Below are 22,886 nucleotides of genomic sequence, written 5' to 3'. Positions count from 1 at the left end.
GCTCCCAGCGATCACTTCTTCTCGATGTTCCAGAAGATCGTCACTGGCGATTCGAGGTTGCCGGTGACGTTCTTGCGCACCGCCGTCGGCGAGTACCATTGGCCAAGGAAGGCGTGGGTCGGGTTCTCCGACACCCGCACTTGCATGGCGACGGCGAGCTCCTTGCGCTTGGCGTCGTCGGTCTCGTCGGCGAAGGCCGTACGCAGCTTCACCAGCTCGTCGTCCTTGGGCCAGCCGAACCAGGCGTTCTCTCCGATGGCGTTGATGTAGGTGTTGGCCAGCGGATCGACGATGTCGACCGAGGCCGACGAGGTCAGGAAGGCGTTCCAGCCGCCCTTGTCCGGCGGGTCCTTGCGGGCGCGGCGGCTGACCAGGGTCTGCCAGTCCATCGACTGCATGTCGACCTTCATGCCGGCCCTCTCGAGCAACGCCTTGGCGACGGGCGCGAGATTGGCCAGCACGTAGAGGTCGGTCGAGTGCATCAGCACCACCGGGGTGCCGTCGTAGCCGCCCTCCTTCAACAGTTCCTTCGCCTTGTTGAAGTTCGAATCGAACTTGTCCTCGAAGCCCTTGAAGCTGGCGTAGGGCGTGTCGCACATGAACATCGCCTTGCAGGTCTTGTACCACTTGGGATCGCCGATCACGCCGTCGAGAAAGTCCTTCTGGTTGAAGGCATAGAGCGCGGCCTGGCGGATCTTGGGATTGTCGAACGGCTTGAAGAGCTGGTTGAAGCGGAAGATGTACTGGTTGCCCCACTTGTTGAGGTTGACCAGCTTGATGTCCTTGTCGGCCTCCAGGACCTTGAAGAGGTCGTGCTGCGGATATTCGATCATGTCGATCTCGCCCTTGAGCAGTGCGTTCACGACCGTCTGCTGATCCGACATCGCCACCCACTCGACGCGATCGACCTTGGCGATCTTGCCGCCGGCCAGGCCCGAGGGCGGCTCGCTGCGCGGCTTGTACTTGGGGTTCTTGACGTAGACCGTCTTCTCGCCGGGCTTCCATTCGTTCTTCACGAAGATGAACGGACCGGAGCCGGTGGCATCCTCGATCTGCTTGAACGGATCGGTCTCGGCGATGCGCTTGGGCATGATGAAGGGATTGCCCGAGGGCTTGCCCAGCGCCTGCAGCATGATGCCGGTCGGCGCCTTGAGCAGGATCTGGAAGGTCTTGGCATCGACCGCCTTCACGTCGTCGACCTTGGTCCACAGCATCTGGCCCAGCGGATCCCGCACCGCCCAGCGCTTGAGCGACGGCACGACATCTTCGGCCGTCACCGGCGTGCCGTCATGGAATTCCAGCCCATCGCGCAGGGTGAAGGTCCAGGTGAGCTTGTCGTCGGAGGTCGACCACTTGTCGACCATCTGCGGCTTGACCTCGAGATTGCCGTCCAGCGCGAACAGCGTGTCGTAGATCATGTAGCCGTGGTTGCGCACGATGTACGCGGTGGTCCAGATCGGATCGATGATCTTGAGATCGGAGTGATTGACGACCCTGAGCGTCGTCTGTGCCTGCGCGGCGCCGCCCAAACTCAGTACGCACGCAACAAAAAGACCAAGTATACGCTTGCTCATTGCCTGCCTCCCTCACCTCTTCTCGATGTTCCAGAAGATCGTCACCGGCGATTCGAGGGTGCCGGTGATCTCCCTGCGCAGGGCCACCGGCGCATACCACTCGCCAAGGAAGGCGTGGGTCGGACTCTCCGACACCCGCACCTGCATGGCGACGGCGAGCTCCTTGCGCCTGGCGTCGTCAGTCTCGTCGGCGAAAGCGGCGCGCAGCCTCACGAGCTCGTCGTCCTTCGGCCAGCCGAACCAGGCACTCGCGCCGCTCGCGTCGACAAAGCCATTGACCAGCGGATCGACGACGTCGACCGAAGCCGCCGAGGTCAGGAAGGCGTTCCAGCCACCCTTGTGCGGAAAATCCTTGCGGGCGCGGCGGCCGACCAGGGTCTGCCAGTCCATCGTTTTCATGTCGACCTTCAGGCCAGCCCGCTCCATCAGCGCCTTGGCGACGGGTGCGAGGTTGGTCAAGGTAGACACATCGGCCGACTGCATCAGCACCACCGGCTCGCCATCGTAGCCGCCCTCCCTGAGGAGCTCGCGGGCCTTTCTGAAGTTGGAGTCGAGCTTGTCCTCGAAGCCCTTGATGCTGGCATAGGGCGTGTCGCACATGAACATCGCCTTGCAGGTCCTGTACCACCTGGGATCGCCGATCACGGCGTCGAGAAAGTCCTTCTGGTTGAACGCATAGAGCAGCGCCTGACGGTTCCTGGCGTTGTCGAACGGTCTGTGGAGCTGGTTGAAGCGGAAGACGTACTGGTTGCCCCACTTGTTGAGGTTCACCAGCCTGACGTTCCTGTCGGCCTCGAGGACCTTGAAGAGGTCGTGCCTCGGCGTTTCGATCATGTCGATCTCGCCTTTGATCAGCGCATTCACCGCGGTCTGATGATCGAACATCGCCACCCATTCGACGCGATCGACCTTGGCGATCTTTGCGCCGGCCAGGCCCGAGGGTGGCTCGCTGCGCGGCCTGTAGTGGAAATTCTTGACGTAAACCGCCTTCTCGCCAGGCCTCCATTCGTCTTTCACGAAGATGAACGGTCCCGAGCCCGTGGCATCCTCTATTTGCCTGGAGGGATCAGTCGTGGCGATGCGCTTGGGCATGATGAAGGCGCTGCCCGAGGGCTTGGCCAGGGCCTGCAGCATGATGCCGGTCGGCGCCGTGAGCAGGATCCGGAAGGTCCTGGCGTCGATTGCCTTCGCCTCGCTGACCTTGGCCCACAGAATCTTGCCCAGACTATCGCGCACGGCCCAGCGCTTGAGTGACGGCAAGACATCCTCGGCCGTGACCGGCGTGCCGTCGTGGAACTCGAGCCCATCGCGCAGGGTGAAGGTCCAGGTCAGCTTGTCGCCGGAGGTCGACCACTTGTCGACCATCTGCGGCTTGACCTCGAGATTGCCGTCCAGCGCGAACAGCGTGTCGTAGACCATGTGGCCGTGGTTGCGCACGATGTAGGCGGTGGTCCAGATCGGGTCGATGATCTTGAGATCGGAGTGATTGACGACCCTGAGCGTCGTCTGTGCCTGCGCGGCACTGCCCAAGCTCAATGCACAAGCCACCAATAGAAGTGTACGCTTGCTCATTGTCCGCCTCCTCCGGGCTATGAAGCGGCCACCTCCGCAGCCGCCTGCGTCGACCTCCCGTCTTCGATCACCATCCGCGCCGCCTTTTCAGCGATCATCATGGTGGGTGTATTCGTGTTGCCCGAGGTTATGGTCGGCATGATCGAAGCGTCAATCACGCGCAGGCCCTGCAGGCCGCGCACGCGCAGGCGCTCGTCGACCACCGCCATGGGATCCGACGCGATTCCCATCTTGGCCGTGCCCACCGGGTGGAAGATCGTCGTGCCGATGTCGCCCGCGGCCTTGGCGAGCGAGGCGTCGTCGTCGCCGACGGCGGGACCGGGCAGGAACTCCTCCGGCCGGTAAGGCTGCAGGGCGGGCTGCTGCATCAGGCGACGGGTCACGCGGATGGCGTCGGCCGCGACGATGCGGTCCTCGTAGGTCGCGAGATAGTTGGGCGCGATGACCGGCTTGTCGGACGGCTCGCGCGAGCGCAGGCGGATGGTGCCGCGCGAGGTCGGACGCAGGTTGCAGGCGCTGATCGTGATGGCCGGGAAGCGATGCAACGGCTCGCCGAACTTGTCGAGCGACAGCGGCTGCACGTGGAACTGGATGTTCGGCCGCTCGTGCTCGGGCGAGGACTTGGTGAAGATGCCGAGCTGCGAGGGCGCCATGGTCAACGGCCCTCTCTGGAGCAGCGCATATTCGACGCCCATCAGGGCGCGGCGGACCAGCGAATGATAGGTCTCGTTCAGCGTCTTGACGCCCTGCACCTTGAAGATCGCGCGCTGCTGCAGGTGATCCTGCAGGTTGCTGCCCACGCCCGGCTTGTCGTGGACGACGGCGATGCCGACGTCGCTCAGCCAGTTCGCCGCTCCGACGCCGGAAAGCTGCAGGATCTGGGGCGAGCCGATCGCGCCGGCGGACAGGATGACTTCGCCGCGCGCGCGGGCTTCGACCAGCCGGCCGTCCTGCCGGAACAGCACGCCCACGGCGCGTTTGCCCTCGAAGACGACCTTCTCGACCAGCACGCCGGTCTCGAGCCGCAGGTTGTTGCGATTGAGGACCGGCTTCAGGAAGGCTTTTGCCGCCGACATGCGCAGGCCGCGCTTCTGGTTGACGTGGAAGTAGCTGACGCCGTTGTTGTCGCCCGTGTTGAAGTCGGACGTCGCGGGAATGCCCATCTCGACCGCGGCCTTGGCGACCGCGTTCAGCACGTCCCACTGCACGCGCGGCTGCTCGACACGCCATTCGCCGCTGCCGCCATGATGCTCGGTGTCGCCGAGGAAGTGACCGTCGAGCTTCTTGAAGATGGGCCGCACGTCGTCCCAAGACCAGCCGGGCAGGCCGAGCTGCCGCCAGTGGTCGTAGTCGAGGGCCTGCCCCCGCATCGAGATCATGCCGTTGATGGCCGAGCAGCCGCCGATCACCTTGCCGCGCGGATAGTTCAGCGCGCGGCCGTTGAGGCCGGGCTCCTTCTCCGTCTGGAACATCCAGTCGGCGCGCGGATCACCCATGGTGAAGAGATAGCCGACCGGGATGTGGAACCAGATCCAGTTGTCGCGGCCGCCGGCTTCCAGGATCAGCACCCGTGACCGGCCGTCGCCGGACAGGCGATTGGCCAGCACGCAGCCCGCGGAGCCGGCGCCGACGACGATGTAGTCGAAATCGCCTTCGAGGCGCGTTGCTGCTTCCTGGCTCATCATGTGTCCTTGGCGACGGGTTCCCCTTCCGGCCCCCATTCCTCATAGCGCGTAATCCCGTCGGCGTCCCAGTCGCACCAGGCCGGCCGCTGTCCCAGGAAGATGTGCTCGACCGGCCGCGTGCCGGGATCGTCGTCGAGCAGGGCGACGCGCAGCAGCACGTTGGTCTCGCCGGGATGCTCGGCGATGATCTGCGACCCGCAGACCGAGCAGAAATGGCGGTTCTTGCCGGGCGAGGATTCGTAGATGCTCGTCTTGTCCTGGCCGCGCAGCCAGCGGAAGTTTTTCCGCGGCACCGAGGCGTAGGCGTTGGCCGGAGCGGCATGCGCCTTGCGGCAGGAACGGCACGAGCACAGGCCGATCTGCAGCCCGGACGACGGCGGAGTCGCTTCGTAGGCGACGGCGCCGCAGAGACAGCTTCCTTGCATGACGTCCTCCGTCAGATCTGAGAGTAGCCGCTGCCGGTCGCATCGATGCCGCGGCCGACGCCTTTGTCGATCCAGCCGAACTCCTTGAGGATCTGCTGGCTGTAGGTGACGCGGCCGTTGACCTTCTCCGCAGCCTCGCTCGCCAGCAGCAACGCCGCGCGCGCCATCATCGAGGGCGGCTCGCCGCGTGGATCGTCGAGGCCGTCGACCAGCTTGTGATAGACCGTGCCCGGTGTCGGCACGACCCGCGACGGCGACACGCAGGAGACGGCGATGCCGCCGCGATGCGCCACTTCCTGGGCCAGCCCCTGGGTGAAGCGCTCGAGGGCGGCCTTGCTCGCGCCGTACATCACGCCGCCGCGCACCGTCTGGTCCTTGTAGGGGCCGCGGCCGGGCCCGATCGCCGAGCCCGAGCTGATATTGACGATGGCGCCACGACCGGCCGCGATCATGTCGGGCAGGACGGCCTTGCTGAGGATGAACGGCGCATGGACGTTGACCGCGAATGCCTTGATCCAGCGATTGGTCGGATAGTCGGCGGTCGGGATGTAGTAGTTGAGCGCGGCATTGTTCACGAGCGTGTCGATGCGGCCGTAGGCCGATCGCGCCGCCTCGACGAGCCTCAGGCACTCGGCCTCGGATGAAATGTCGGCGGCGACCGCCGTCGCCTCGCCGCCCGCTGCCTTGATGGCGGCGACCGTGCTCGCCAGCGCGCCTTTCAGCTGGTGATCGCCCTCGTTCAGCGTGCGCGCCACGCAGACGACCTTGGCGCCTTCCGCGGCGAACAGCTCGGCGATCGCCTGGCCGATGCCACGGCTGGCGCCGGTGACGATGGCGACCCGTCCCGTCATCTTCTGCATGGCTGCCTCCCGTTGCCTGTCGAAATCTGGGCCTGTCGAATCCCGGGCCGGAGCCCTTGCCGGACAGCCCGGCTGGCGCGCACAATTCGGCAATTAAGGGAGCGACGCATGCAGTACAACCGCATTTCTGCCGACTGCCATCTCGACATGCCCTGGATGCCGCCGGACCTGTTCACGTCCATGGCGTCGCGCGAGCTGAAGGACCGCATGCCGTACGTCGTCGACAGCGACGAAGGGCCGAAATGGACGGCCAAGAACGGCGCCAGCTTCGGCTTCAAGAACGGCGTCGGCCCGGCCGGCAGCAAGTACGTCAAGGGCAAGCATCATCGCGTCGACGTGATGGCCGAGACCGGCCTCTACGAGGACGGCGCCAAGAACATCATGCGCGTCTCCGACCCGCACCTGCGCATCAAGGACCTCGATCGCGACGGCGTCGATGCCGAGGTGATCTACGGCATCCTGGGCGCCGCCGGCCGGCTGAACGACAAGGACGCCGCCAACGAGATGCTGCGCATCTACAACGACTGGCTGAAGGCGTTCTGCAGCCACTATCCCGACCGCCATATCGGCCTCGCCTGCCTGCCCTACGGCGACATCGACGCGGCGGTGAAGGAGATCTATCGCGTCGCCAAGCTGGGCATCAAGGGCCTCGAGCTCTCCTGCTCGTGGGACATGGAGCCGATGTGGCACCCGATGTGGGAGCCGCTGTGGAAGGCGGTGAACGACGTGCAGCTGCCGCTGCACTTCCACACCTTCCCCAACGTGCCGCCCGACATGATCCAGAAGCATCCCGGCCGCGTCGGCCGCTCGGTGTTCTTCACCGTCGTGTCCGGCTTCCAGATGAACCTGGTGAACATCCTGGCGGCGATCATCGCGGCCAACGTGCTGGAGCGTTACCCCAACATCCGCATCGCCTTCGGCGAATCGGGCTGCGGCTGGATCCCCTATGCGCTCGACCGCATGGACTTCGAATGGGAGGACCGCTTCACCGACCTCGGGCTGAAGATGAAGCCTTCCGACTACTGGCGCCGCCAGTGCAAGGCCACCTTCCAGTTCGACCGCATCGGCGCCAAGCTGATCGACGAGATGGGCGCGGAGAGCCTGATGTGGGGCTCCGACTACCCGCACGGCGACGGCGTGTGGCCGAACTCCGACCAGTACATCAAGGAGCAGTTCGCCGAGGTCTCGCCCGAGGTGACCAAGATGATCACCTGCACCAACGCCGGGAAGTTCTACGGGCTGATCAACTGAACCTGCCGCCGACGTCGGCGACCGTTTCGCGAGGGCGCAGCTTGCTGCGCCCTCGTTTTGTTTGTGCCGGCGCGAAGCACTCACACAATTCCCCGCTTCAGGACGGCCAGCTTCTCCTGCATGCGCCACTCCTCTTGCGGGTTCCGCCTCTCCACCGGATAGGCGAAGGTCAGCGCCAGCGCATCGCCGTCATCTGGTGACGCAAGCCCGCGCTTGCGCATGTCGTCCTTGCGCTCCAGCCGGATTGCGTCCGCGGCATCGTAGCCATAATCGACGGCCGTGAGGTCAGCCGTGAGCGAGCGGTCGTCCGGCAGGCAGCCGAACCGGCACCACTCCTTCATGTGGCCCCACATCTCCGCACGTTTGTTGGCGTAGCGAACGGCGGCTTCACTGCTGTCAGTGCGGTCGGCACCGGCGCCAAAGTCGATGCCGCGCACCGTCGAGCAGCCGAGCTGGCTCAGGCGATCGACAACACCCCATCCGATGCCGGTGCCGTCGACGAAGACGGCGTCGGGCTCATGGGAGTTGATCAATTCCATCACCCGGCCGGCCGTCACCATGAGGTCGGGAATGCGGAACTTCACCGCCGGGATCGAACGCGCATCGAGGCCTCGCCGGAAGCGAACCACGGTGTGGTCTTCGCCCTGTCGCGCAATGTCGACGCCCATCACCAGCGCGGCAGCGGGATCCTTGAACAGTTCCCGTGCCACCGCATGCTGCACGCGCTCGCTGTCGATGAACTGCATGGTGCCGGCCCGCGGGAACTCGCCCTTCACGCGCACGCGCACGAAGTCGGAATCCTCGCCGTAGTCGTGCACCCAGGTCGCGATCTGAGCCTTGTTGGTCATCGATACCGAGCGCGAATCGATCTGCTGCGGTTGCCAGCGATGGGCGAAGCGGCCGCCGGCGAAGCATTCGCGGAAGCGGCCGGTGGTGCGCGTCGGATTGCCGAAGGCGAGCCAGAACAGATCGGTGCCCAAATCGGTGAGAGCGCCCTCGATGGTCTCCCAGACGCCGTCGGCGATCGACGAAGCCTCGTCGAACAGGGCGAAGGCGCGCCTGCCCTTGTTGTGCAGGCCGGCGATGGCCTCGGTGTTGTTCTCGGACCAGGTGATGGCATCGACTCGCCAGGTGCGGTCGAGGCCGGGTCGCGAGGACTGCAGCGACGTCGCGGTATAGGTGAACCAGTCCTTGTTGACCGAGAGAGCGTGCCATTTGGCGAGCTCGGGCCAGGTCTTGGTGCGCAGCTGCCCCTCGGTGTTGGCGGTGACGATGCCGCGGGTGTCCTTGACGGTCGACATCGCCCACAGAACGATCCACGCGACCAGCGCCGACTTGCCGATACCGTGGCCGGACGCCACAGCCAATCGCACAGCTTCGTCCGGCGACTTACCGCGCTCGGAGAGGCCACGGCCGAGCTTCTCCAAGACCTCGCGCTGCCATGGCTCGGGGCCGGTCTCACCGGCAAGCGCCGTACCCGCCTCGCCCCACGGGAAGGCCGCCATCACGAACCCGAACGGGTCGTGGCGATAGCGGCTGAAGCGTTCAACGAGTCTCCCCGACTTTGAGCGGTTAGTCGCCATTGTCGAGACGCACACTTTCGCTGGCGGTGTCGAGCAGTGCGAACTCGTCTTCGGACTGGGCGTCCGCCTCGGCCGGCCGGTCGCGCCAGTCGGCGCGCCGGCGGTTGCGTAGCCAGAAGATGCAGGCCTGGGTGTCGGGCGGGTAGGCCACCGTGACGCTGAAGGACTTGGGCTCGCCTCGGCACAGGAACGTTCGCTCGACCTTGTGCCGGAAGCCGACGGCGCGGGCATAGAGGCTCGCCGCGACCTTGGCGTCGGCCCGCCGCCGCCCGCCGCGCACGGCGGCCGCAAAGTCGGGATGATGGGCTATCCAATTGTCGATGGTTCGCGGCGAGACTTCGAACACCTCGGCCAGCTCGTCGTTGGTGGCACCGAGCAGGCAATGCTCGCGCGCCAGGTCGCAATGATCGGGGCGGTAGCTCGTGGGACGTCCGGGCGGGTTCATGGCCTGGAGGTTAAGCACTTTGGTTATGAATGTCAATAACTGTCGTGCTCATTTTCAAGGCCAGGGTTTTTGCGCTCCAAACAGGCCCTTTCGGCGCATGAACTCCGCCGGCAACGAGATTTGCTAGCAGTGCTGGCACTTTGTTTCGTTCTGCGGACGACTCCTTTTACCAACTTCAGTTATTGACTTCAGTTATTATCCTTTGTACAGTCCGATTTCCGTCGCCCCGGCCTTCGGCGAATCCGCCTGGGCGGGGCGGCGCAATTCACTGGAGCAGGTCCATGTTCAATGTCCGGCCTGATGCACAATCACCGTGGATCCACGTCGAGCCGCCGCCGGCGGACGAAGTGCCAGGATTCCGCGTGAATCCCGATGGTTCAATCCGCAATACGCCGAGCACCGCGCCTTCCGGCGCCTTTCCGGCCGCGCTATCCGACTTTCCCCCACCCCCGCGCCATTCCCTTCAGGGCGCAATCGATCAGATCATGAGGATCTATGCACCGTTTGCTGCGGGGCCGCCCGGCGGTCCGTTTGTCCAGCGAGGGGTAGAGACCGGCATGGGCGCGCCAACTTTCGGCCAACCGCCCTTCTCGACAGCGTCGCCGTCACCAAGGCCAACGCCGCCTTTCATCTCCGCTGCGTCTGACAAAAGCGACGGTCTCCCTACCGTTGAGCGAACGCCAGGCACTCCGAGCAACGACGTCGCCCAGCAAGACACTGGACTTGCCCGTGTGGGAATGGATCAAGACCAACGCTGAACAGGCTAATGGCTGAGCCAACCACCCCGCCCCGTGAGCCAGAGACAACACCTCGACAGATAGCTGAGGTGACGCCCAGCTATCATCAGGCTGTTGGCGTCGCATACATCACAGAAGCTCTTATGCAGATGCAGGCGACGCTCGGAGAACTAAAGTCCGACGTGAAACATCTGACGGCCGCAAGCGAGAAGCAGGGAAAGAAGACCGACCGCATAAGTCATATTATCTTCGCAGCTGGCGTCGTGCTGACCATTCTGCTCGCTATCGGCGGCTTCCTTCTGAACAAGATTTGGGATGGCCTTGTCCTGGCGCTTAAGGCGGCCGGTCACTAGGTTCCGCCCGAGATCATGCGAAAGCAACGCTCGCAATAGTAGGCGCCAAGGCGACGCTGCCAGCGATGCAAAAAAAAGGGCCCATCGCAGTCAGATGGGCCCAGGACACTGCCCTGGCGTACGCCCACCAGGTCAGTCGGGGAACTTGCTGAGGGCGAGGCGCCTACTGGATGACGATCTCGACGCGGCGGTTCTGCGGCTCGCGCACACCGTCGGCAGTCTGCACCAGCAGGCCCTGCTCGCCGCGGCCGACCACGCTGATCGCCTGCGCCGGCACGCCTTCACGCACCAGGGCGTCCTTCACGGCGTTCGCGCGACGCAGCGACAGCGCCATGTTGTAGCTCTCCGGACCCGATGTGTCGGTGTGGCCGGTGGCCGTGATACGCGCATTGCCCCTCTGCTTGAAGGCGTCGGCCGCCTGCTTGATCGTGTTCAGCGCCTGTTGGCTCAGGTTCGAGCGGTCCCAGTCAAAGAAGACCATGAACGACGGCGGCGCGATGGCCGGTGCCGGCGGCGGCGGCGGGGCCATTTCCGGCTGGCCGAATTTGTAACTGAGACTGAGCAGGGCCATGACGTTGTTGTTGAAATAGGCCCCCGGGTTGGTCGTCCCGTAGTAGCGGCCTTCGAGGCCGATGCGCATGGCGGGGGTGGCATTATAGCCAATACCCAGAATGGCTTGGTAGGCGAACATGGTGAGGCAAAGGTTGCAGCCTTGTATGTTGGCATCGACGAAGGCAACGCCCACGCCGCCTCCGACGTACGGCGTGATCATCGCGCCCGGGAAGAAGTCATAGAGCGCGTTGGCCATGACCGAGATTTGCTCGATCCTGCCCCGTACGTTGGCGTAGCCCGTGGGGAAGGCCACGACGGCGGTGCCGGTGTTGGAATGGTACATGCCTTCCAGCTCGACACGCGGGCCGACGAAGTCGTAGCCGACCTTGCCGCCCAGGGCCCAGCCGGTATCCATGATGTAGCTCTGATTGTTCAGCAGCCAATTGGCGGCCCCCTGGGCGCCAATGTAAAAGCCCTGGTACGTGGGATTGGTCGACTCGAACCATGACGATTGAGAGTGAGCCACAGTCGGCAGGCAGATGGCCGCTGCGATCGCAAACGCCGCCTTCTTCATGACCTATCTCCCCTTGATGGAGTGTGGCCAGGGAATGCCATTGAATGCGGTCGAGTTGCGGCCGACGCCTAATTTTTGCCACTGTTGCCCTGCTGCAACAGGGCTCTGGCCTATCCAATTCGGGCGCGCTCGCCCCTCGTTGCTGGAGTCACGAACCAGCCGCTGTCCAGACGATCCTGGAGCTCCTCCGCGGTCAGTTCAGCGCACTCCACTTCCGTCTGATGTCCGCGCACTCGAACCATGACCCAGGTTCGGATCGGGGTGTAAATCTTCTGGGCGTCCATGAGCTGTCCTTGCGTGAGCAGGCTGAATGACGCCGCGATGCTCGCTGCTACGGGGTGTCGTGGGCAGCAGCATAGCCTGCAACTGACAGGCTACAGACATCGCGGCGACCGACGTCGGTACCTCAAACGTGTGAGGTGTCAGGAGCACCCTCAATTTACACCTTGGTATGCGACCCGGGGCCATCCCAGCGCGCTGTGGCTGCAAGACCCGAACGGCGAGGCCGTGGTCACTGTGCCGACCGGCGCCTGCTGCCTTGATCCTGGACTGTATGGAGAATCACCTCATGCCTCTTTTCGCACGCTGCGAGAACAGGCATCGCTCACGGTCTAACGCCGATCGAAAGCATGTGGTTGGCAACGACTACTGCTCTGGGCGCTCACTCTCTCGCGGCGTGAGGCCCGGGACGCTAGTGCGACGTGCGCCGTTAGCCAGAGTCGCTGAAATCGTATCCCCGTCGGAACTTCACCGCATGATCCGGCATTGGCTCCATGGGCGTCTGGCTCAATCGGAACTGCGTATGTTTCTGGTGTCGCTCTACCTCACGGGGTCAACGCTAAGGCCCCGGCTTTTCCGTTTCCTCGCGCGCCTTGCAGGCGGGCGAGGACGAAGGGTCATCATTACGAAGCGGCCGAGGTCCTAGTGGGAACGACATCTCGGCCGCCCAAGTGGATCAAGCCGCAGCTCACGCGCCTCGTCGACGAGGCGCCGGCGGGTGGCGGCTGGGTGCACGAGCTCAAGTTCGACGGCTACCGCATGCACGCCCGAATCGACGACCGAAAGGCAAAGCTCCTGACGCGCACTGGGCTGGACTGGTCGCACCGGTATCGCCGCACTATCGAAGCCCTTCAGTCCCTGAGGGTGAAGTCCGCTTACATCGATGGTGAGCTTTGTGCGCTCAATGACCACGGCGTTCCGGTATTCAGCCGCCTGCAGGCGGCCATGGACGAGGGACGCACTGACCGGCTCGTCTTCTTCGCCTTCGACCTGCTGTTCCTGAACGGCGAAAGCACGGCGCAGCTGCCGCTGATCGAGCGCAAGGCGAGACTGCAGCGCTTGTTCCGGAAGGAGATTGATGGTCTGCGCTACACCGAGCACGTCGCCGGCGACGGCCCACGCTTTCGCGCGGAGGCCTGCAGGCTCGGGCTCGAGGGCGTCATCTCCAAGCGCGCCGATCGACCCTATGCCCCGGGAGACCGCGGGATCTGGGTGAAGTCGAAGTGCCTCAACCGCGAGGAGTTCGTTGTCGTCGGTTGGACTGATCCCGAAGGCAGCCGCAGCCACATCGGCGCGCTGCTCCTGGGCTACTACACCGAGGATGGCCGTCTGCACTACGCTGGCCGTGCCGGCACCGGCATGACCGAGAAGGAGCTGAAGCGACTGGCCGGCGTACTGGCGCCGTTGCAGATCAAGAGCATGCCGCTCGCCGAGGCACCGCCCCGCGACAGCCGATTCGGTTCGCCGCTGAAGCTGTCAAAGGTGCATTGGGTGAAGCCCGAGCTCGTCGTCGAGGTGACGTATCTCACTTGGACCGAGGACAACCTACTGCGGCAGGTCTCCTACCAGGCGCAGCGCCAAGATAAGCCGGCAAGGCAGGTGGTACGGCCTGTGCCACACCCACGACGGCGCTAGTTTGAAGCTGGGCACTTTGCGAATTTCTTTGCGAGAGGAAGAACCGAGGCGCCTTGTGCGCGTTGTGTGCAGTGCCGGTTCCCCCATGTTTCCGGCGAGCCTTCCCCGGCCGCTAGTCCCTAGACGGGTTCACGGCTGGGGTGGGCTGCAACAAGCGATCAGGCAGCCTCGACGTGGAAGCCATCGACGCTCTTGACGATCCAGTCGCCGACCTTGGCGGCCACCCGCCGCCCGTTCGGAGTCTCGACTGAAACTGTGCCGTTACTCTCCCGGAAGGCGACGAGCTCGCTATCGGCATGAAGGGCGCAGATCGCCTCCCATGCCTTGTCGTCACCAGTCCATTGCACCCTACTGAACGTCGGCATCGTGCGGCTCCCTCAGTTCTTTTATCGGGGCCGCTCCCGAGACTTCGCAAGCTGCGCCGGCAGCAACCCAATGCGAGACCCGCGGAATCCGTCAATCAATCTTTCGGTACCACCAGAGTATCGCCCAGACCGCCAAGGCTAACGCGGCGATGGCAATCATGCCGATCAGCGTGCTCCCGCTAAAGAGGGTCATAAATTCGCGCATGTCTAACGACGATGCAACCGGCCCACCTCGATAGGAGGGACCCGCGCCTGCCCTAACGGAACTGGCGTGCATCGCGGGGGCGCGGTCTCCTCTCTAACCCATCGTCCAAAGAATGCCGGTATGCCGCACGAAGTTGCACAGGCAGCACGTAGATCGTTAACGGCGACCATCGACATTGCGTCACCCGCTGAAGATCATGGACGGCGTGAACTGGCAGGCAGCGCCGGAACCGAAGAAGCGGAGAGCCCGCAAGGCCTAAAACGTCGGCCCCAGCCGAGGCGTTGATGGTGGCCATTCGTCATCCAGGACTGGCAGCGCGTGACGAGGCTGCCCCGCCTTCGGCCGCGGATTCGCTTCGGCAACCGGCTCGCAACGGCTGAACCAATCGGGGTAGGAAGCACGCGCCCAATCGAGCAAGGTGCGGACGGTGTTTTCCACCTCCCCGCCCGACCTACCTAAGGCCGCCGCGACGTTGCATGCAGCATTGAAAGACGTCAGCTCGGCATCGCCAGAGTACCGTGCTTGCCGGTAAGCCTGCACGACATCGCGCACCGCCCCCGTTCTCACTCCCCATTCCAAGGCGCGGCGCTTGGCTTCGGCTATCTCTTCGCTCGTCAAGCCCAGCTTTGGCATCGGACGATTTGCAATGCCGCTGCGGTCGATCCAGTGCTGCATGGCCCGCGCTTTCGCCCAGGTGGTGAAGTGATAGATGCGGTAGCCCGAGTCTTCTCGCCAGCCAGCCAGGACCATGAACTCGCTCGCTGCCGCAACCCGCCTGCAGGCGGCTTCGACTTCTCGAGCGTCCTCCGGCTTGAACGGGTCTTCCCGCCGCATTTTGGCGACATAAGGCATGCGTCGCCGCCTCGCCGCGATGGTGTCCTCGCCCTTGCGCCTTCCCATTCCCGGCCACTCCCAAATGACCGGATCCCCTTGTCTCCGCGCGAGTCCTAGCGCGCATCAGATGGCGAGCAGAGTCGAAAGCGGAGACTGCACTGACAGCAAATGGTGCGGCATGCGGGCGCGCTGCAGTGCTGGCAATCAGGGCGGCGTGCGCGCGCGTATGAAATGGAACCGGCGGACCCGTCACATCCGTCACCGCGACATGAGAAAACCCGCCGGCCACCGGCGAGGTGGCGCAAGCACCGCCAAGAGGTTTGCAGCCTTGGCATTGATTTGGAACGACCGGCGGCGAATTAACCCGCGGGAGGGCGCGCGCTCGTCGCGGGGTGGTTTCCGGGGTCCTCCCTCCCCCATAGACCGACCGCCCCCCGTGCGCGGCCTCAAGGACAAGGTCGTGGACCTTGAAGGTCGGCGTCATGCGTGAACGCCGCCGGCTATTGTTCCTCTTGTTCGGCCGCATCGACTTCCGGTAGCTGTTCCGCGCCCCGTCCGTCTATGGAGTCGTTGAATTCCAATAGTTTAGCTAGAAGGAGAGCGTTCACTTGACGTTGGTCGGTTCGCGCCGATTGGATACCTGCAATCAAGCGAGCTTGTTCCGCTTGGTCGGGTGGAAAGCAAACTTCCAGTTCTTCGAAGTCTTCCTGTTGGGTCCGTCGCCGATTGCTGTGTCCCGTCGTGATCGCCCGGAACGCCCGTTGGTAATAGCGGCTTCGCAACAGGCACGACAGAAATTCGGGATCAAGGCGACCGTCCACTACTTCATAGATTGGGAATTCCTTCGTCACAAGCGCACCGTCGAATGCCGGCGGGACAACCGAGATACACCCCTTCCAAAGATCGATTGAGGAGAATACGACGTCGCCGGCGCGTGCCGCGAACCATTGGGAAGGACTGTCTTCAAAGTACATCCCTCGCCACTCCGGCGGATTGCGGCCCTTGCCAGCCTCGCGTGGGCGGATTTCACCATTCTGCCCCAACGTCATGACAACTACCGTTTGTTCCGGGGAAGTTGTCGGGTCGACTTCGTGATTCGCCCTCCGGCGCATCAATCGCTTTAGCGGTTCGCGAATCCAGCCCTTAGGCGTGATCGTCTGTTCCTCACGTTTGAAGAGGAAATACTTTGGGTCCAGCCGGTGACTTGAATGCGCTTCCCACAGCACGTCGAATGGAATCATCATGCAGTCGGGCTTGGTGGACCCCGCATACGTTGCCGGCGACGCGAGGAAACTGCGGAATTCTCCGAGAATCGTACCAGTTTGATCGTCTGCCAGTTGGCCGCCAGATCCTCCGCGGTAAAGATCGTTCAACGGTGAAGTGACACCTGTGGGCGCGTAGCCAACTTGGTTTGCTTCGGCCAAAAACACTCTGTGACTAAGCGACTTCCAGGCCGTCGCAATCGCCTTCGATTCATCTTCGTCATGCTCCATGGCCGTATTGAATGCGGTCCGAAACGCCTGCTCCTCGGCTTGGGTGAATTTGCGGAAGAACAAAATTGACGTTTTGTTCTGGGCACCCGCCTTTCGAAAGGCATAGTCCGGCAGCGACACAATAGCTTCCACATATCCATTCTCGGCCAGGAAGCGACGCACGCGAGGACAATTGGAGATTTCCCCTTGATTGTTAAAAAGGCCATCCGGCAGGATTAGGCCAAGCCGGCCGCCTCGATCCAAGAACGTGATAGAGCGTTCTAATATGGCATGCTCCGAGGCGACGGCGTCACGGCCGCGGGCCACGGCAAAGGAAGCTAACGAATTCGACCCGAGGTGGTCTTCATCGCCCTCCGGAACTTCGTCGCCAAACGGGGGATTGCCAACAACTCGTTGGAACCGGCCGCGCCCACGCAAGCGCGGCTTGTCAAATGCCGTATCCCGATGCCGGCATTGCCAGCGTGAGCGCTGCCACGATGGTACTGCCAACTTCATGTCGGCCATCATGACGTGTTGTCGAATCGCTAGCGATCAGAATTCCTTGGGAAGTAGGGCGACCGACTCGGGTGGTGCCAGCACATACATGGCTGGTGGCTTGCGCCGTAGCGGCATGATGAACGCCAGCGGCGCCGGCTGCCCGCGCTGCGCGGCCATGCGACCTTGCACGTGCCACAGGCAATCGCTGGTGTAACGGTAATAGGCTTCGCAGTCTTGCAGCCACGGCAAGCTTGCGTGCCGCCATTGATAGACAATTGGGCCGGCCGACGCCGCCGCTGACTCTTCAAGGTTCACATAGAAAAGACCATCGGACGGCTGGTCGTGCTTGAGTGATGCCCAATGGCAGTGCGAAAGGCTGTTCCTAATGTCTTTGCACGCCCGGATGCCATCCAGGGCTTGGGCGAACTGGTCGCCAATCCCGGTGAGGCACATCCACTCGCCGGCTTCCGAACTCGCCAACTTGATGCGGGCCTTCTCACCGCGCGCCGCGAAGAAATCGCGCCAGCCTTTCCGCTTGTCGCTAATCGAGTGACCCATGGACAGGGCCAACTCAAATTCCAGTTCGCCGTAACCACCGAGTAGACGGGCGACGATCCCCGACTCAGTAGGCCACTCGTAGAAAGCGGGCATGAACATGCCGGCAGGATACAAACGCCGTGTTGTGGATTGCCTGCACCACGATGTTAGGCGCACCGCCGGCTATATTGGACACTTATTGGACATAAAAACCGGCCGAAACCGGAAAAGCTTGATTCTATTGGCGCTCCCTACGGGATTAGAAAACCCATTTAAAGCGCCAAGAAATCGGGCGTTTTGACGTTGTGCCCGAAATTGTTATGCAGTTAAAAAAGACTTCCTTGCGGGCGTAGCTGGGAAGCCGATACGAGCGTGTCATGCCTGTCGCAGACCTAAAGTCTGTGACGCGAGCCGTTCATTGCGAACAGTGCAACTAGGCTTTTTCGACTATGATGACGTATGAGCATAGCCAGACAGGGCTTCCTTTCTCCCGAGTTGGACGACCTTCGTGCGAAGATCCGCGCTGCCAATCCGGACTTTTTCAAGCTCGCTGAACGCCTCAGTGAATTGGGACAACAGCTTCTAGCCAGATCGCAAGAAATCCAGACCGCGCCTCTAATCGTCAGCTTATTCGTCCGGGGGCTGCAAAGCTTGCAGGGTGCAATTCTATTGGCGGAGCGGGGGCTTGCTACTGAAGCGGCGATCATTACCCGCAGCATGTTGGAGACGATGTTCTACCTTGGCGCGCTTCGGCGCGATGACACGTTTGCCGAGGAACTGCGCCAAGATCACATTAAACGGCTCAGCAAAAACGCGCAGGAATTCCTGAAGTTGGTTGAGCGGGATGGCCTAGGCGCCGATCACGCGCAGCTAAAGGACGACTTGAAGGTGCTGAGAGACAGGGAAGGGTCGGGCCAAGAAATCGTAGCGCTCAGGATTGCGGAGCGCGCAGAGCGGCGGGCTGACTATGACACCTCATATCGCCATCTTTCCACCAGCGCTGTGCATACAACCGTCAAGGCCTTGGCTCAGCATTGGCATGAAGATGGGTCAGGCTACGGTATTCGGACCGGACCAGCCTTACCGCACCTGATCGAGGACGTTATGGGCGATCTCGTTTGTGCGGGCTATGCGTTGAATGAAGAAATGAATGCAGTCGTGAAGGATGGGAAGACGGCGGAGGAACTTAGCGCTATCGAAAGCACTTTCTTAAGCTTGGTTGGATTTGGAATTAAGAACAGGACGCCGGGCCATCCGACCTGAAACGGGCGTCGCATTTGACCTTGGCAACGTACGGCATCCGCTCCCCCTTCAGCCCGAAGTGTCCTCGCCCTCGCGGCGCATAATTGGGCGGTACGCCCTGTTCCATGCGGTCCCTCGTGCGCTGCACTCTGGCACGCGCTGTTCTAAGTGCCGATGTAGCTCAAAAGCGCTGGTTGTCCACATAGACAGACGCGTAACCTACTGTAGCAAATGGGCATTGATCCAACTCGAGGCGCAGAAAGGCGCGGATGTGTGTTCTGCGCCAGTCATGGGGCGGGGACACAGATTACAGGTGAGCACCTTTGGTCGGATTGGATGGGCGATTACTTTCCGCACGATCCTGGTGCTGAACGCGTCGAGTTCATGGAAGACCTCGAGTCGGAGCGCTCGATGCGGCCTGTTAAGTTGGAGCGCGCGAAATTAGGCGCAGCCAACAAGAAGAAGATCTATGTCGTGTGTGATCGGTGCAATTCCGGTTGGATGAGTCGGTTGGAGAAAGCGACCAAGCCTACTCTTGTCCAGTTGATTACAGGCGTCCCCACGCTACTAGACGACGCGGCAGTTCAGCGCTTGGTAAATTTTGTGGCTCTGAAGGCGATGGTAGCTGAGCACGATGTGTTCAAAGGCCGTACGCCAATGCCGATCTATGACTCCGCGGCCCGTCGGCGGTTCATGGATACGGGGATCGCGCCTGACGGCATTCGGATGTGGATTGGCGCAGGTGGTGGGCCGAAGTGGCGCACAGGTTTCTATCGATTTGTCAGTGGAGTGCGTCTCATTAAGGCGCCCTTGGGGGCGACTGTCGAACCCAATTTCGTTCGAAGCGGAGCCAACATTCACTCCGTCACATGGGGGCTTGGCAGCTGCTTCTTCCATGTCGTCGCGACCACGAACATGGAATTCTATCGACAGCACGGTTGGGACGTGCCGCCCGGCTTATTTGCAATTTGGCCGTTGCAAGCCGGTACGCTCGTGTGGCCTCCCAACTTTGCTTTCACGGACTGGGCAATCGACGAACTGTCGGTGTCTCTTCGAGGCCTCAGCAAAACTTTTCATAAGGTCGCATCTGACGGAACGCTACTTCCGCCCTAACCGTAGCCATTGCCGCGCTTGACTCCGGGTCCTAGGCGTGAGGAGTTCGGCTCGTGGCCCTTCCGAATGGCGCGTCTCGCGGTATCAGTGGCCACCGCCCGCGCGAAAGCGGGGCGCTAGGCATGGCACGGCTTGGCTTGGCATCGCGCGACTTGGCTCGGCATCGAGACAACGCGATCAAAAAAGCCAAAGCGAGAGGACGCTCGGGTGCCGGGGTGATGAGCCCCGGCTCCCACCCGCTCGCCCAGCAGGGCAAGCGGCCTCGTGCCTTTGGAGCCATGCCATGCTCAACCGCCGCGACGACGTTTGTTTGCAATTCCTCAACCGCTTCATGAGCGGCCACAAGATCGACGCCGGGGCGGGTTTTCCGGCAGCCCATCGCGCGCGAGCCGCTCGAATTCAGATGCCGGGATGATCGGCCGCCTGCCGAACTGAACGACCTTGATCAGGCCGTGGCTGCGCGCCCGCACCAGCGTGCTCAGGCTGGTGGCAAGCTCGCGTGCCGCGTCCTTCATCGTGCGTGCCCGCCGTTCCGGCGGCACATCATCATGCTTGGCCATCGATTGTGCCCTCCCTCAAAAATCCTGAGCGAAGGCTAAAGAGCGCCGTGCAAGGCCCGCAACTCAGCGGCCTGATGGGGCCCGGTGGGGCGGGGCGGGGCCCTGTAGGGCGGGGTGGGGCCCGGTAGGGCGGGACGATTTTGAGAAAGGTGGGGATAAGTCGGAAATTCAGCGCGCTCTGCGCACGCTCGCCGCTTTGCTCGGCTTGCCGAGGCAGAAGTCGGACCAAGCCTGCATCATCGCGCGGCGCGCATCGAGCAGATCGCTTCGCTGGTAGCTCGCCTCGACGCCCGGCACGACGTGCGCCAGCGCCGCCTCGGCCAGCTCGCGCGCGTAGCCATGATCGGCGGCCCAGCTTCGAAAGCTGGCGCGCATGCCGTGCACCGTCGCATCGATGCCCATGCCTTTGAGCAGCATCAGCATCGCCATGTTGCTGAGCGGCTTGGTTGCCGTGCTGCCAGCGAACAGCAGCGCGCTGCGTTCCTCGCCCGGTCGAAGATCCTCGACGATCTTGGCGATGCCCGTGGTGATCGGCACGCGATGCTGGCGGCGCTGACCGACCTCGCCCTTCATGCGGGCGGGCGGGATCACCCAAGTGCCGTGGGCGAACTCGTCGAAGCGCGCGCCCAGCGTCTCGCTCGTCCGCGTCGCCGCCAAGATCGTGAGCCGCAGCGCGTAGGCCGACAGGCTGTCGTTGGCGCACAGCCTTGTCATCAACTTTGGCACCTCGCGCCATGGCAGCGACTTGTGATTGCCGCGCGGGGCCTCAGCGACGAACGCCGACAGCGAGCGCTTCAGCTCGGCATAGCGCGCCGGGTTGGGACGGTCGCTCAGCCCCAGCGTAAGGGCTTCATCAATCACATGCGGGAGGACAAGCCAGCTCGGCAGGTAGCCCGGCCGGTGCCGCATTCGACTCGGCGCTAGCCACCTTCTTCCTTGGCGCGCCTATCCAAGTCGACCGCCTGCACGTCAAGCTCCTCAGCGTAGCGCAGTAGCCGTTCCACATCGCCGGCCGCGGTAAGCGTAGCAGCGAGCCGCCTTGCCCTTTTGGCGAGGTCCCGGGTAGCGCTAGCCTGCTCGCTTAGCTTGGCCGCCATCGAATACGCCCTCCTGACAACCCAATGCGCGGCACAGTCGTCGAGTTGCCGGGCCGTGTGCGATATTGAACAGTGCGCGATCACGCACGGCAGTTGTGCCAAAGCGAACAGCGTCCCGCCTCATAGGTCTCTACGCTCCGAGGAAGGGCTGCCGGAGGGTCGGTTCATTCCTGAGCCACGCCCTTCTTGCGCCTCAACCCAACGCTTCGGGACTTCAATGCCCGACGAGACAGAAGCAATGGCACTCGCTCTGGTACGCCTGCTTCATGAGGCGACCGACGGGGATTCGATACCGTGGCGGACCATCCGGCGGCTCGATGGTGCCACCGACGGAGCCGTGGCGCTCGCGGCCGAACGAGGCTGGTTGCAGCGCGACGATACCGGTCGCGTCGCCTTGACGGATGCGGGACGAGAAATCGCGCAGGCATTGGGCCGGCCATTGCACTAGGGAACCCCACGCCGGCCCGTGCAGTCGAGGCGGAGGGCGGCGTGGTGTGTTTCACTGCGATGCCATAGCAAAAGATCAACCCAGCAGAGTCCCGCATTGAACACTGGGGCCAGAGAAAGGGCCTATGGTCGGGGTTCTCCTGAGAGGAGATCCCATGCAACACCCAACGACCTCCCGCGGCCAGCCCGCGTACGCGGACGCGATCAAGCGCCACACGATCGAAATGAGGGAGTTGCTGGGAATGGGACCAGCCGCCGACATTGCTCCTCATGACGAAGCACCCCCGGCGGAGCGAAGGGCTACCGCTCGCTGGGCGCCTTCCGTTCCGCCACGATTGCCGCTCGTACGGCGTCTAGCGGCGAGCGTATCCCGCCGGGATGCAGCACGGCTTGGAACCGTCGTCGGCCGCCGCCCTCCACCGGGCTAAACCCACCGGTAGCGTAGGGGTGGCCTCCAGATCGCAGCAGTTAGGACCTCCCCGCCTTCTCCGCCTGTTGATCACCCCAGGCCAAAGCGGGAAAATGTCCCCGTCTGTTCAAAGTTGAACTGTCCAACGCTGGGCAGCCCGCCATCCTCCGCGCCATTCAAACGTGGGCGGGAGAACAGGGTGGCGGCAGGTAACAAGTCGAAGGCAAGGATGGCTGAAAGGACAAAGGCCAGCAGAAGGACTCGTGGCATGGCGTCACGAAAGATCTTCGATACGGAAGTCTTCCTTACGACCGTGGGCGCGGGCCGGACGATCACTGCCTACAAGAAAAAGAGCTACATCTTTCGGCAGGGCACTGAGTGCGATGCGGTGTTCTACATTCAGGATGGCCAGGTCGAACTCAGCGTGGTGTCCAAGCAGGGCAAGGAAAGGGTCGTCGGCATACTGGGGCCCGGCTCCTTCATCGGCGAAGGATGCCTGGCAGGTCATCCCCGCTACCTCGCGTCGGCGCGCGCCTCCACGGAAGCCATAGTGGCCCGCGTGGAGACAGCGACACTGCGCAA

The 22,886-nt window shown here is 63.1% G+C and carries 22 protein-coding genes; 7 read left to right on the top strand and 15 right to left on the bottom strand.

Translation table 11 applies throughout. From position 1 onward, the window contains the following. Positions 1-11: 11 nt before the first annotated feature. Genes RSO01_RS38930 through RSO01_RS38910 form a run of 5 tightly spaced genes read right to left on the bottom strand, consistent with a single transcriptional unit; the run spans position 12 to position 6,116 of the window. On the bottom strand, positions 12-1,574 hold the full coding sequence (locus tag RSO01_RS38930) for an ABC transporter substrate-binding protein (protein WP_147155982.1): 1,563 nt from the start codon (positions 1,572-1,574) through the stop codon (positions 12-14). A 12-nt stretch (positions 1,575-1,586) separates the two neighbouring features. Further along, the gene (locus RSO01_RS38925; protein ID WP_147155981.1) at positions 1,587-3,146 is read right to left on the bottom strand and encodes an ABC transporter substrate-binding protein; all 1,560 of its coding nucleotides are present in this window, start codon (positions 3,144-3,146) and stop codon (positions 1,587-1,589) included. Between the two features lie 17 nt (positions 3,147-3,163). Continuing rightward, a complete protein-coding gene (locus tag RSO01_RS38920; protein ID WP_147155980.1) occupies positions 3,164-4,828 on the bottom strand; it encodes a GMC family oxidoreductase in 1,665 nt (554 codons plus the stop codon). Then, on the bottom strand, positions 4,828-5,256 hold the full coding sequence (locus tag RSO01_RS38915; RefSeq protein ID WP_147155979.1) for a GFA family protein: 429 nt from the start codon (positions 5,254-5,256) through the stop codon (positions 4,828-4,830). The genes RSO01_RS38920 and RSO01_RS38915 overlap by 1 nt, the downstream gene beginning before the upstream one ends. An 11-nt stretch (positions 5,257-5,267) precedes the next feature. Next, positions 5,268-6,116, bottom strand: coding sequence for an SDR family NAD(P)-dependent oxidoreductase (locus RSO01_RS38910; RefSeq protein ID WP_147155978.1), 849 nt, complete (start codon positions 6,114-6,116; stop codon positions 5,268-5,270). A 108-nt stretch (positions 6,117-6,224) separates the two neighbouring features. On the opposite strand from RSO01_RS38910, the gene RSO01_RS38905 reads away from it, so the two are divergent. Further along, a complete protein-coding gene (locus tag RSO01_RS38905) occupies positions 6,225-7,367 on the top strand; it encodes an amidohydrolase family protein (protein WP_147155977.1) in 1,143 nt (380 codons plus the stop codon). An 80-nt stretch (positions 7,368-7,447) separates the two neighbouring features. On the opposite strand, the gene RSO01_RS38900 is transcribed toward RSO01_RS38905, so the two are convergent. Together RSO01_RS38900 and RSO01_RS38895 are read right to left on the bottom strand one after the other, a co-directional pair. Further along, positions 7,448-8,950, bottom strand: a complete 1,503-nt coding sequence (locus RSO01_RS38900) for a terminase (protein ID WP_147155976.1) — start codon at positions 8,948-8,950, stop codon at positions 7,448-7,450. Next, positions 8,940-9,395 (bottom strand): hypothetical protein, encoded by a 456-nt coding sequence (locus RSO01_RS38895; RefSeq protein ID WP_147155975.1) that lies wholly within the window; start codon positions 9,393-9,395, stop codon positions 8,940-8,942. The genes RSO01_RS38900 and RSO01_RS38895 overlap by 11 nt, the downstream gene beginning before the upstream one ends. 826 nt (positions 9,396-10,221) lie before the next feature. Between RSO01_RS38895 and RSO01_RS38890 the strand changes: the two genes are divergently transcribed. Beyond that, positions 10,222-10,485 (top strand): hypothetical protein, encoded by a 264-nt coding sequence (locus RSO01_RS38890; RefSeq protein ID WP_147155974.1) that lies wholly within the window; start codon positions 10,222-10,224, stop codon positions 10,483-10,485. A 163-nt stretch (positions 10,486-10,648) separates the two neighbouring features. Here RSO01_RS38890 and RSO01_RS38885 read toward each other — a convergent pair whose 3' ends face one another. Beyond that, positions 10,649-11,611, bottom strand: a complete 963-nt coding sequence (locus RSO01_RS38885) for an OmpA family protein (protein WP_147155973.1) — start codon at positions 11,609-11,611, stop codon at positions 10,649-10,651. 924 nt (positions 11,612-12,535) lie between these two features. On the opposite strand from RSO01_RS38885, the gene ligD reads away from it, so the two are divergent. Next, a complete protein-coding gene (gene ligD, locus RSO01_RS38880; RefSeq protein ID WP_170303696.1) occupies positions 12,536-13,525 on the top strand; it encodes a non-homologous end-joining DNA ligase in 990 nt (329 codons plus the stop codon). A 158-nt stretch (positions 13,526-13,683) separates the two neighbouring features. Here ligD and RSO01_RS38875 read toward each other — a convergent pair whose 3' ends face one another. The 4 genes from RSO01_RS38875 to RSO01_RS38860 form a co-directional block, all read right to left on the bottom strand. Continuing rightward, positions 13,684-13,890 (bottom strand): hypothetical protein, encoded by a 207-nt coding sequence (locus RSO01_RS38875; RefSeq protein ID WP_147155971.1) that lies wholly within the window; start codon positions 13,888-13,890, stop codon positions 13,684-13,686. A gap of 460 nt (positions 13,891-14,350) precedes the next feature. After that, positions 14,351-14,995 carry a hypothetical protein gene (locus RSO01_RS38870; RefSeq protein WP_147155970.1) on the bottom strand — a complete coding sequence of 215 codons (645 nt, stop codon included), beginning with the start codon at positions 14,993-14,995 and terminating at the stop codon, positions 14,351-14,353. Positions 14,996-15,429: 434 nt separating this feature from the next. Continuing rightward, entirely contained in the window at positions 15,430-16,926 is a 1,497-nt protein-coding gene (locus RSO01_RS38865; protein WP_170303695.1) for an N-6 DNA methylase, read from the bottom strand. A 27-nt stretch (positions 16,927-16,953) separates the two neighbouring features. Beyond that, positions 16,954-17,556, bottom strand: coding sequence for a hypothetical protein (locus RSO01_RS38860; protein WP_147155968.1), 603 nt, complete (start codon positions 17,554-17,556; stop codon positions 16,954-16,956). Positions 17,557-17,895: 339 nt separating this feature from the next. Between RSO01_RS38860 and RSO01_RS38855 the strand changes: the two genes are divergently transcribed. Further along, positions 17,896-18,699, top strand: coding sequence for a DUF5677 domain-containing protein (locus RSO01_RS38855; RefSeq protein WP_147155967.1), 804 nt, complete (start codon positions 17,896-17,898; stop codon positions 18,697-18,699). A 315-nt stretch (positions 18,700-19,014) separates the two neighbouring features. Then, entirely contained in the window at positions 19,015-19,791 is a 777-nt protein-coding gene (locus RSO01_RS38850; protein ID WP_147155966.1) for a hypothetical protein, read from the top strand. Positions 19,792-20,120: 329 nt separating this feature from the next. Here RSO01_RS38850 and RSO01_RS38845 read toward each other — a convergent pair whose 3' ends face one another. Then, complete coding sequence (locus RSO01_RS38845; protein ID WP_147155965.1) at positions 20,121-20,351, bottom strand: helix-turn-helix domain-containing protein; 231 nt, start codon at positions 20,349-20,351, stop codon at positions 20,121-20,123. A 168-nt stretch (positions 20,352-20,519) separates the two neighbouring features. Then, the gene (locus RSO01_RS38840; RefSeq protein WP_170303694.1) at positions 20,520-21,212 is read right to left on the bottom strand and encodes a tyrosine-type recombinase/integrase; all 693 of its coding nucleotides are present in this window, start codon (positions 21,210-21,212) and stop codon (positions 20,520-20,522) included. 474 nt (positions 21,213-21,686) lie between these two features. Between RSO01_RS38840 and RSO01_RS38835 the strand changes: the two genes are divergently transcribed. After that, positions 21,687-21,896, top strand: coding sequence for a hypothetical protein (locus tag RSO01_RS38835; RefSeq protein WP_147155963.1), 210 nt, complete (start codon positions 21,687-21,689; stop codon positions 21,894-21,896). Positions 21,897-22,394: 498 nt separating this feature from the next. On the opposite strand, the gene RSO01_RS47920 is transcribed toward RSO01_RS38835, so the two are convergent. Further along, the gene (locus RSO01_RS47920; protein ID WP_170303693.1) at positions 22,395-22,574 is read right to left on the bottom strand and encodes a hypothetical protein; all 180 of its coding nucleotides are present in this window, start codon (positions 22,572-22,574) and stop codon (positions 22,395-22,397) included. Here RSO01_RS47920 and RSO01_RS38830 point away from each other — a divergent pair. Then, positions 22,573-22,886: cyclic nucleotide-binding domain-containing protein (locus RSO01_RS38830; RefSeq protein ID WP_147155962.1), on the top strand; the 314-nt coding region annotated here is incomplete at its 3' end. The genes RSO01_RS47920 and RSO01_RS38830 overlap by 2 nt on opposite strands.

It is taken from the genome of Reyranella soli (assembly GCF_007992495.1).
GTDB classification, from domain to species: Bacteria; Pseudomonadota; Alphaproteobacteria; order Reyranellales; family Reyranellaceae; genus Reyranella; species Reyranella soli.
Note: the sequence above shows the minus strand (reverse complement) of the source record. Positions and strands in the feature narration are given on the sequence as shown.

Excerpts from the sequence above, each read along its gene's own strand:
- RSO01_RS38930 (WP_147155982.1), bottom strand. The coding sequence starts at position 1,574 with ATGAGCAAGCGTATACTTGGTCTTTTTGTTGCGTGCGTACTGAGTTTG.
- RSO01_RS38925 (WP_147155981.1), bottom strand. The coding sequence starts at position 3,146 with ATGAGCAAGCGTACACTTCTATTGGTGGCTTGTGCATTGAGCTTGGGC.
- RSO01_RS38920 (WP_147155980.1), bottom strand. The coding sequence starts at position 4,828 with ATGAGCCAGGAAGCAGCAACGCGCCTCGAAGGCGATTTCGACTACATC.
- RSO01_RS38915 (WP_147155979.1), bottom strand. The coding sequence starts at position 5,256 with ATGCAAGGAAGCTGTCTCTGCGGCGCCGTCGCCTACGAAGCGACTCCG.
- RSO01_RS38910 (WP_147155978.1), bottom strand. The coding sequence starts at position 6,116 with ATGCAGAAGATGACGGGACGGGTCGCCATCGTCACCGGCGCCAGCCGT.
- RSO01_RS38905 (WP_147155977.1), top strand. The coding sequence starts at position 6,225 with ATGCAGTACAACCGCATTTCTGCCGACTGCCATCTCGACATGCCCTGG.
- RSO01_RS38900 (WP_147155976.1), bottom strand. The coding sequence starts at position 8,950 with ATGGCGACTAACCGCTCAAAGTCGGGGAGACTCGTTGAACGCTTCAGC.
- RSO01_RS38895 (WP_147155975.1), bottom strand. The coding sequence starts at position 9,395 with ATGAACCCGCCCGGACGTCCCACGAGCTACCGCCCCGATCATTGCGAC.
- RSO01_RS38885 (WP_147155973.1), bottom strand. The coding sequence starts at position 11,611 with ATGAAGAAGGCGGCGTTTGCGATCGCAGCGGCCATCTGCCTGCCGACT.
- RSO01_RS38875 (WP_147155971.1), bottom strand. The coding sequence starts at position 13,890 with ATGCCGACGTTCAGTAGGGTGCAATGGACTGGTGACGACAAGGCATGG.
- RSO01_RS38870 (WP_147155970.1), bottom strand. The coding sequence starts at position 14,995 with ATGGGAAGGCGCAAGGGCGAGGACACCATCGCGGCGAGGCGGCGACGC.
- RSO01_RS38865 (WP_170303695.1), bottom strand. The coding sequence starts at position 16,926 with ATGGCCGACATGAAGTTGGCAGTACCATCGTGGCAGCGCTCACGCTGG.
- RSO01_RS38860 (WP_147155968.1), bottom strand. The coding sequence starts at position 17,556 with ATGTTCATGCCCGCTTTCTACGAGTGGCCTACTGAGTCGGGGATCGTC.
- RSO01_RS38855 (WP_147155967.1), top strand. The coding sequence starts at position 17,896 with ATGAGCATAGCCAGACAGGGCTTCCTTTCTCCCGAGTTGGACGACCTT.
- RSO01_RS38850 (WP_147155966.1), top strand. The coding sequence starts at position 19,015 with ATGGGCGATTACTTTCCGCACGATCCTGGTGCTGAACGCGTCGAGTTC.
- RSO01_RS38845 (WP_147155965.1), bottom strand. The coding sequence starts at position 20,351 with ATGGCCAAGCATGATGATGTGCCGCCGGAACGGCGGGCACGCACGATG.
- RSO01_RS38835 (WP_147155963.1), top strand. The coding sequence starts at position 21,687 with ATGGCACTCGCTCTGGTACGCCTGCTTCATGAGGCGACCGACGGGGAT.
- RSO01_RS47920 (WP_170303693.1), bottom strand. The coding sequence starts at position 22,574 with ATGCCACGAGTCCTTCTGCTGGCCTTTGTCCTTTCAGCCATCCTTGCC.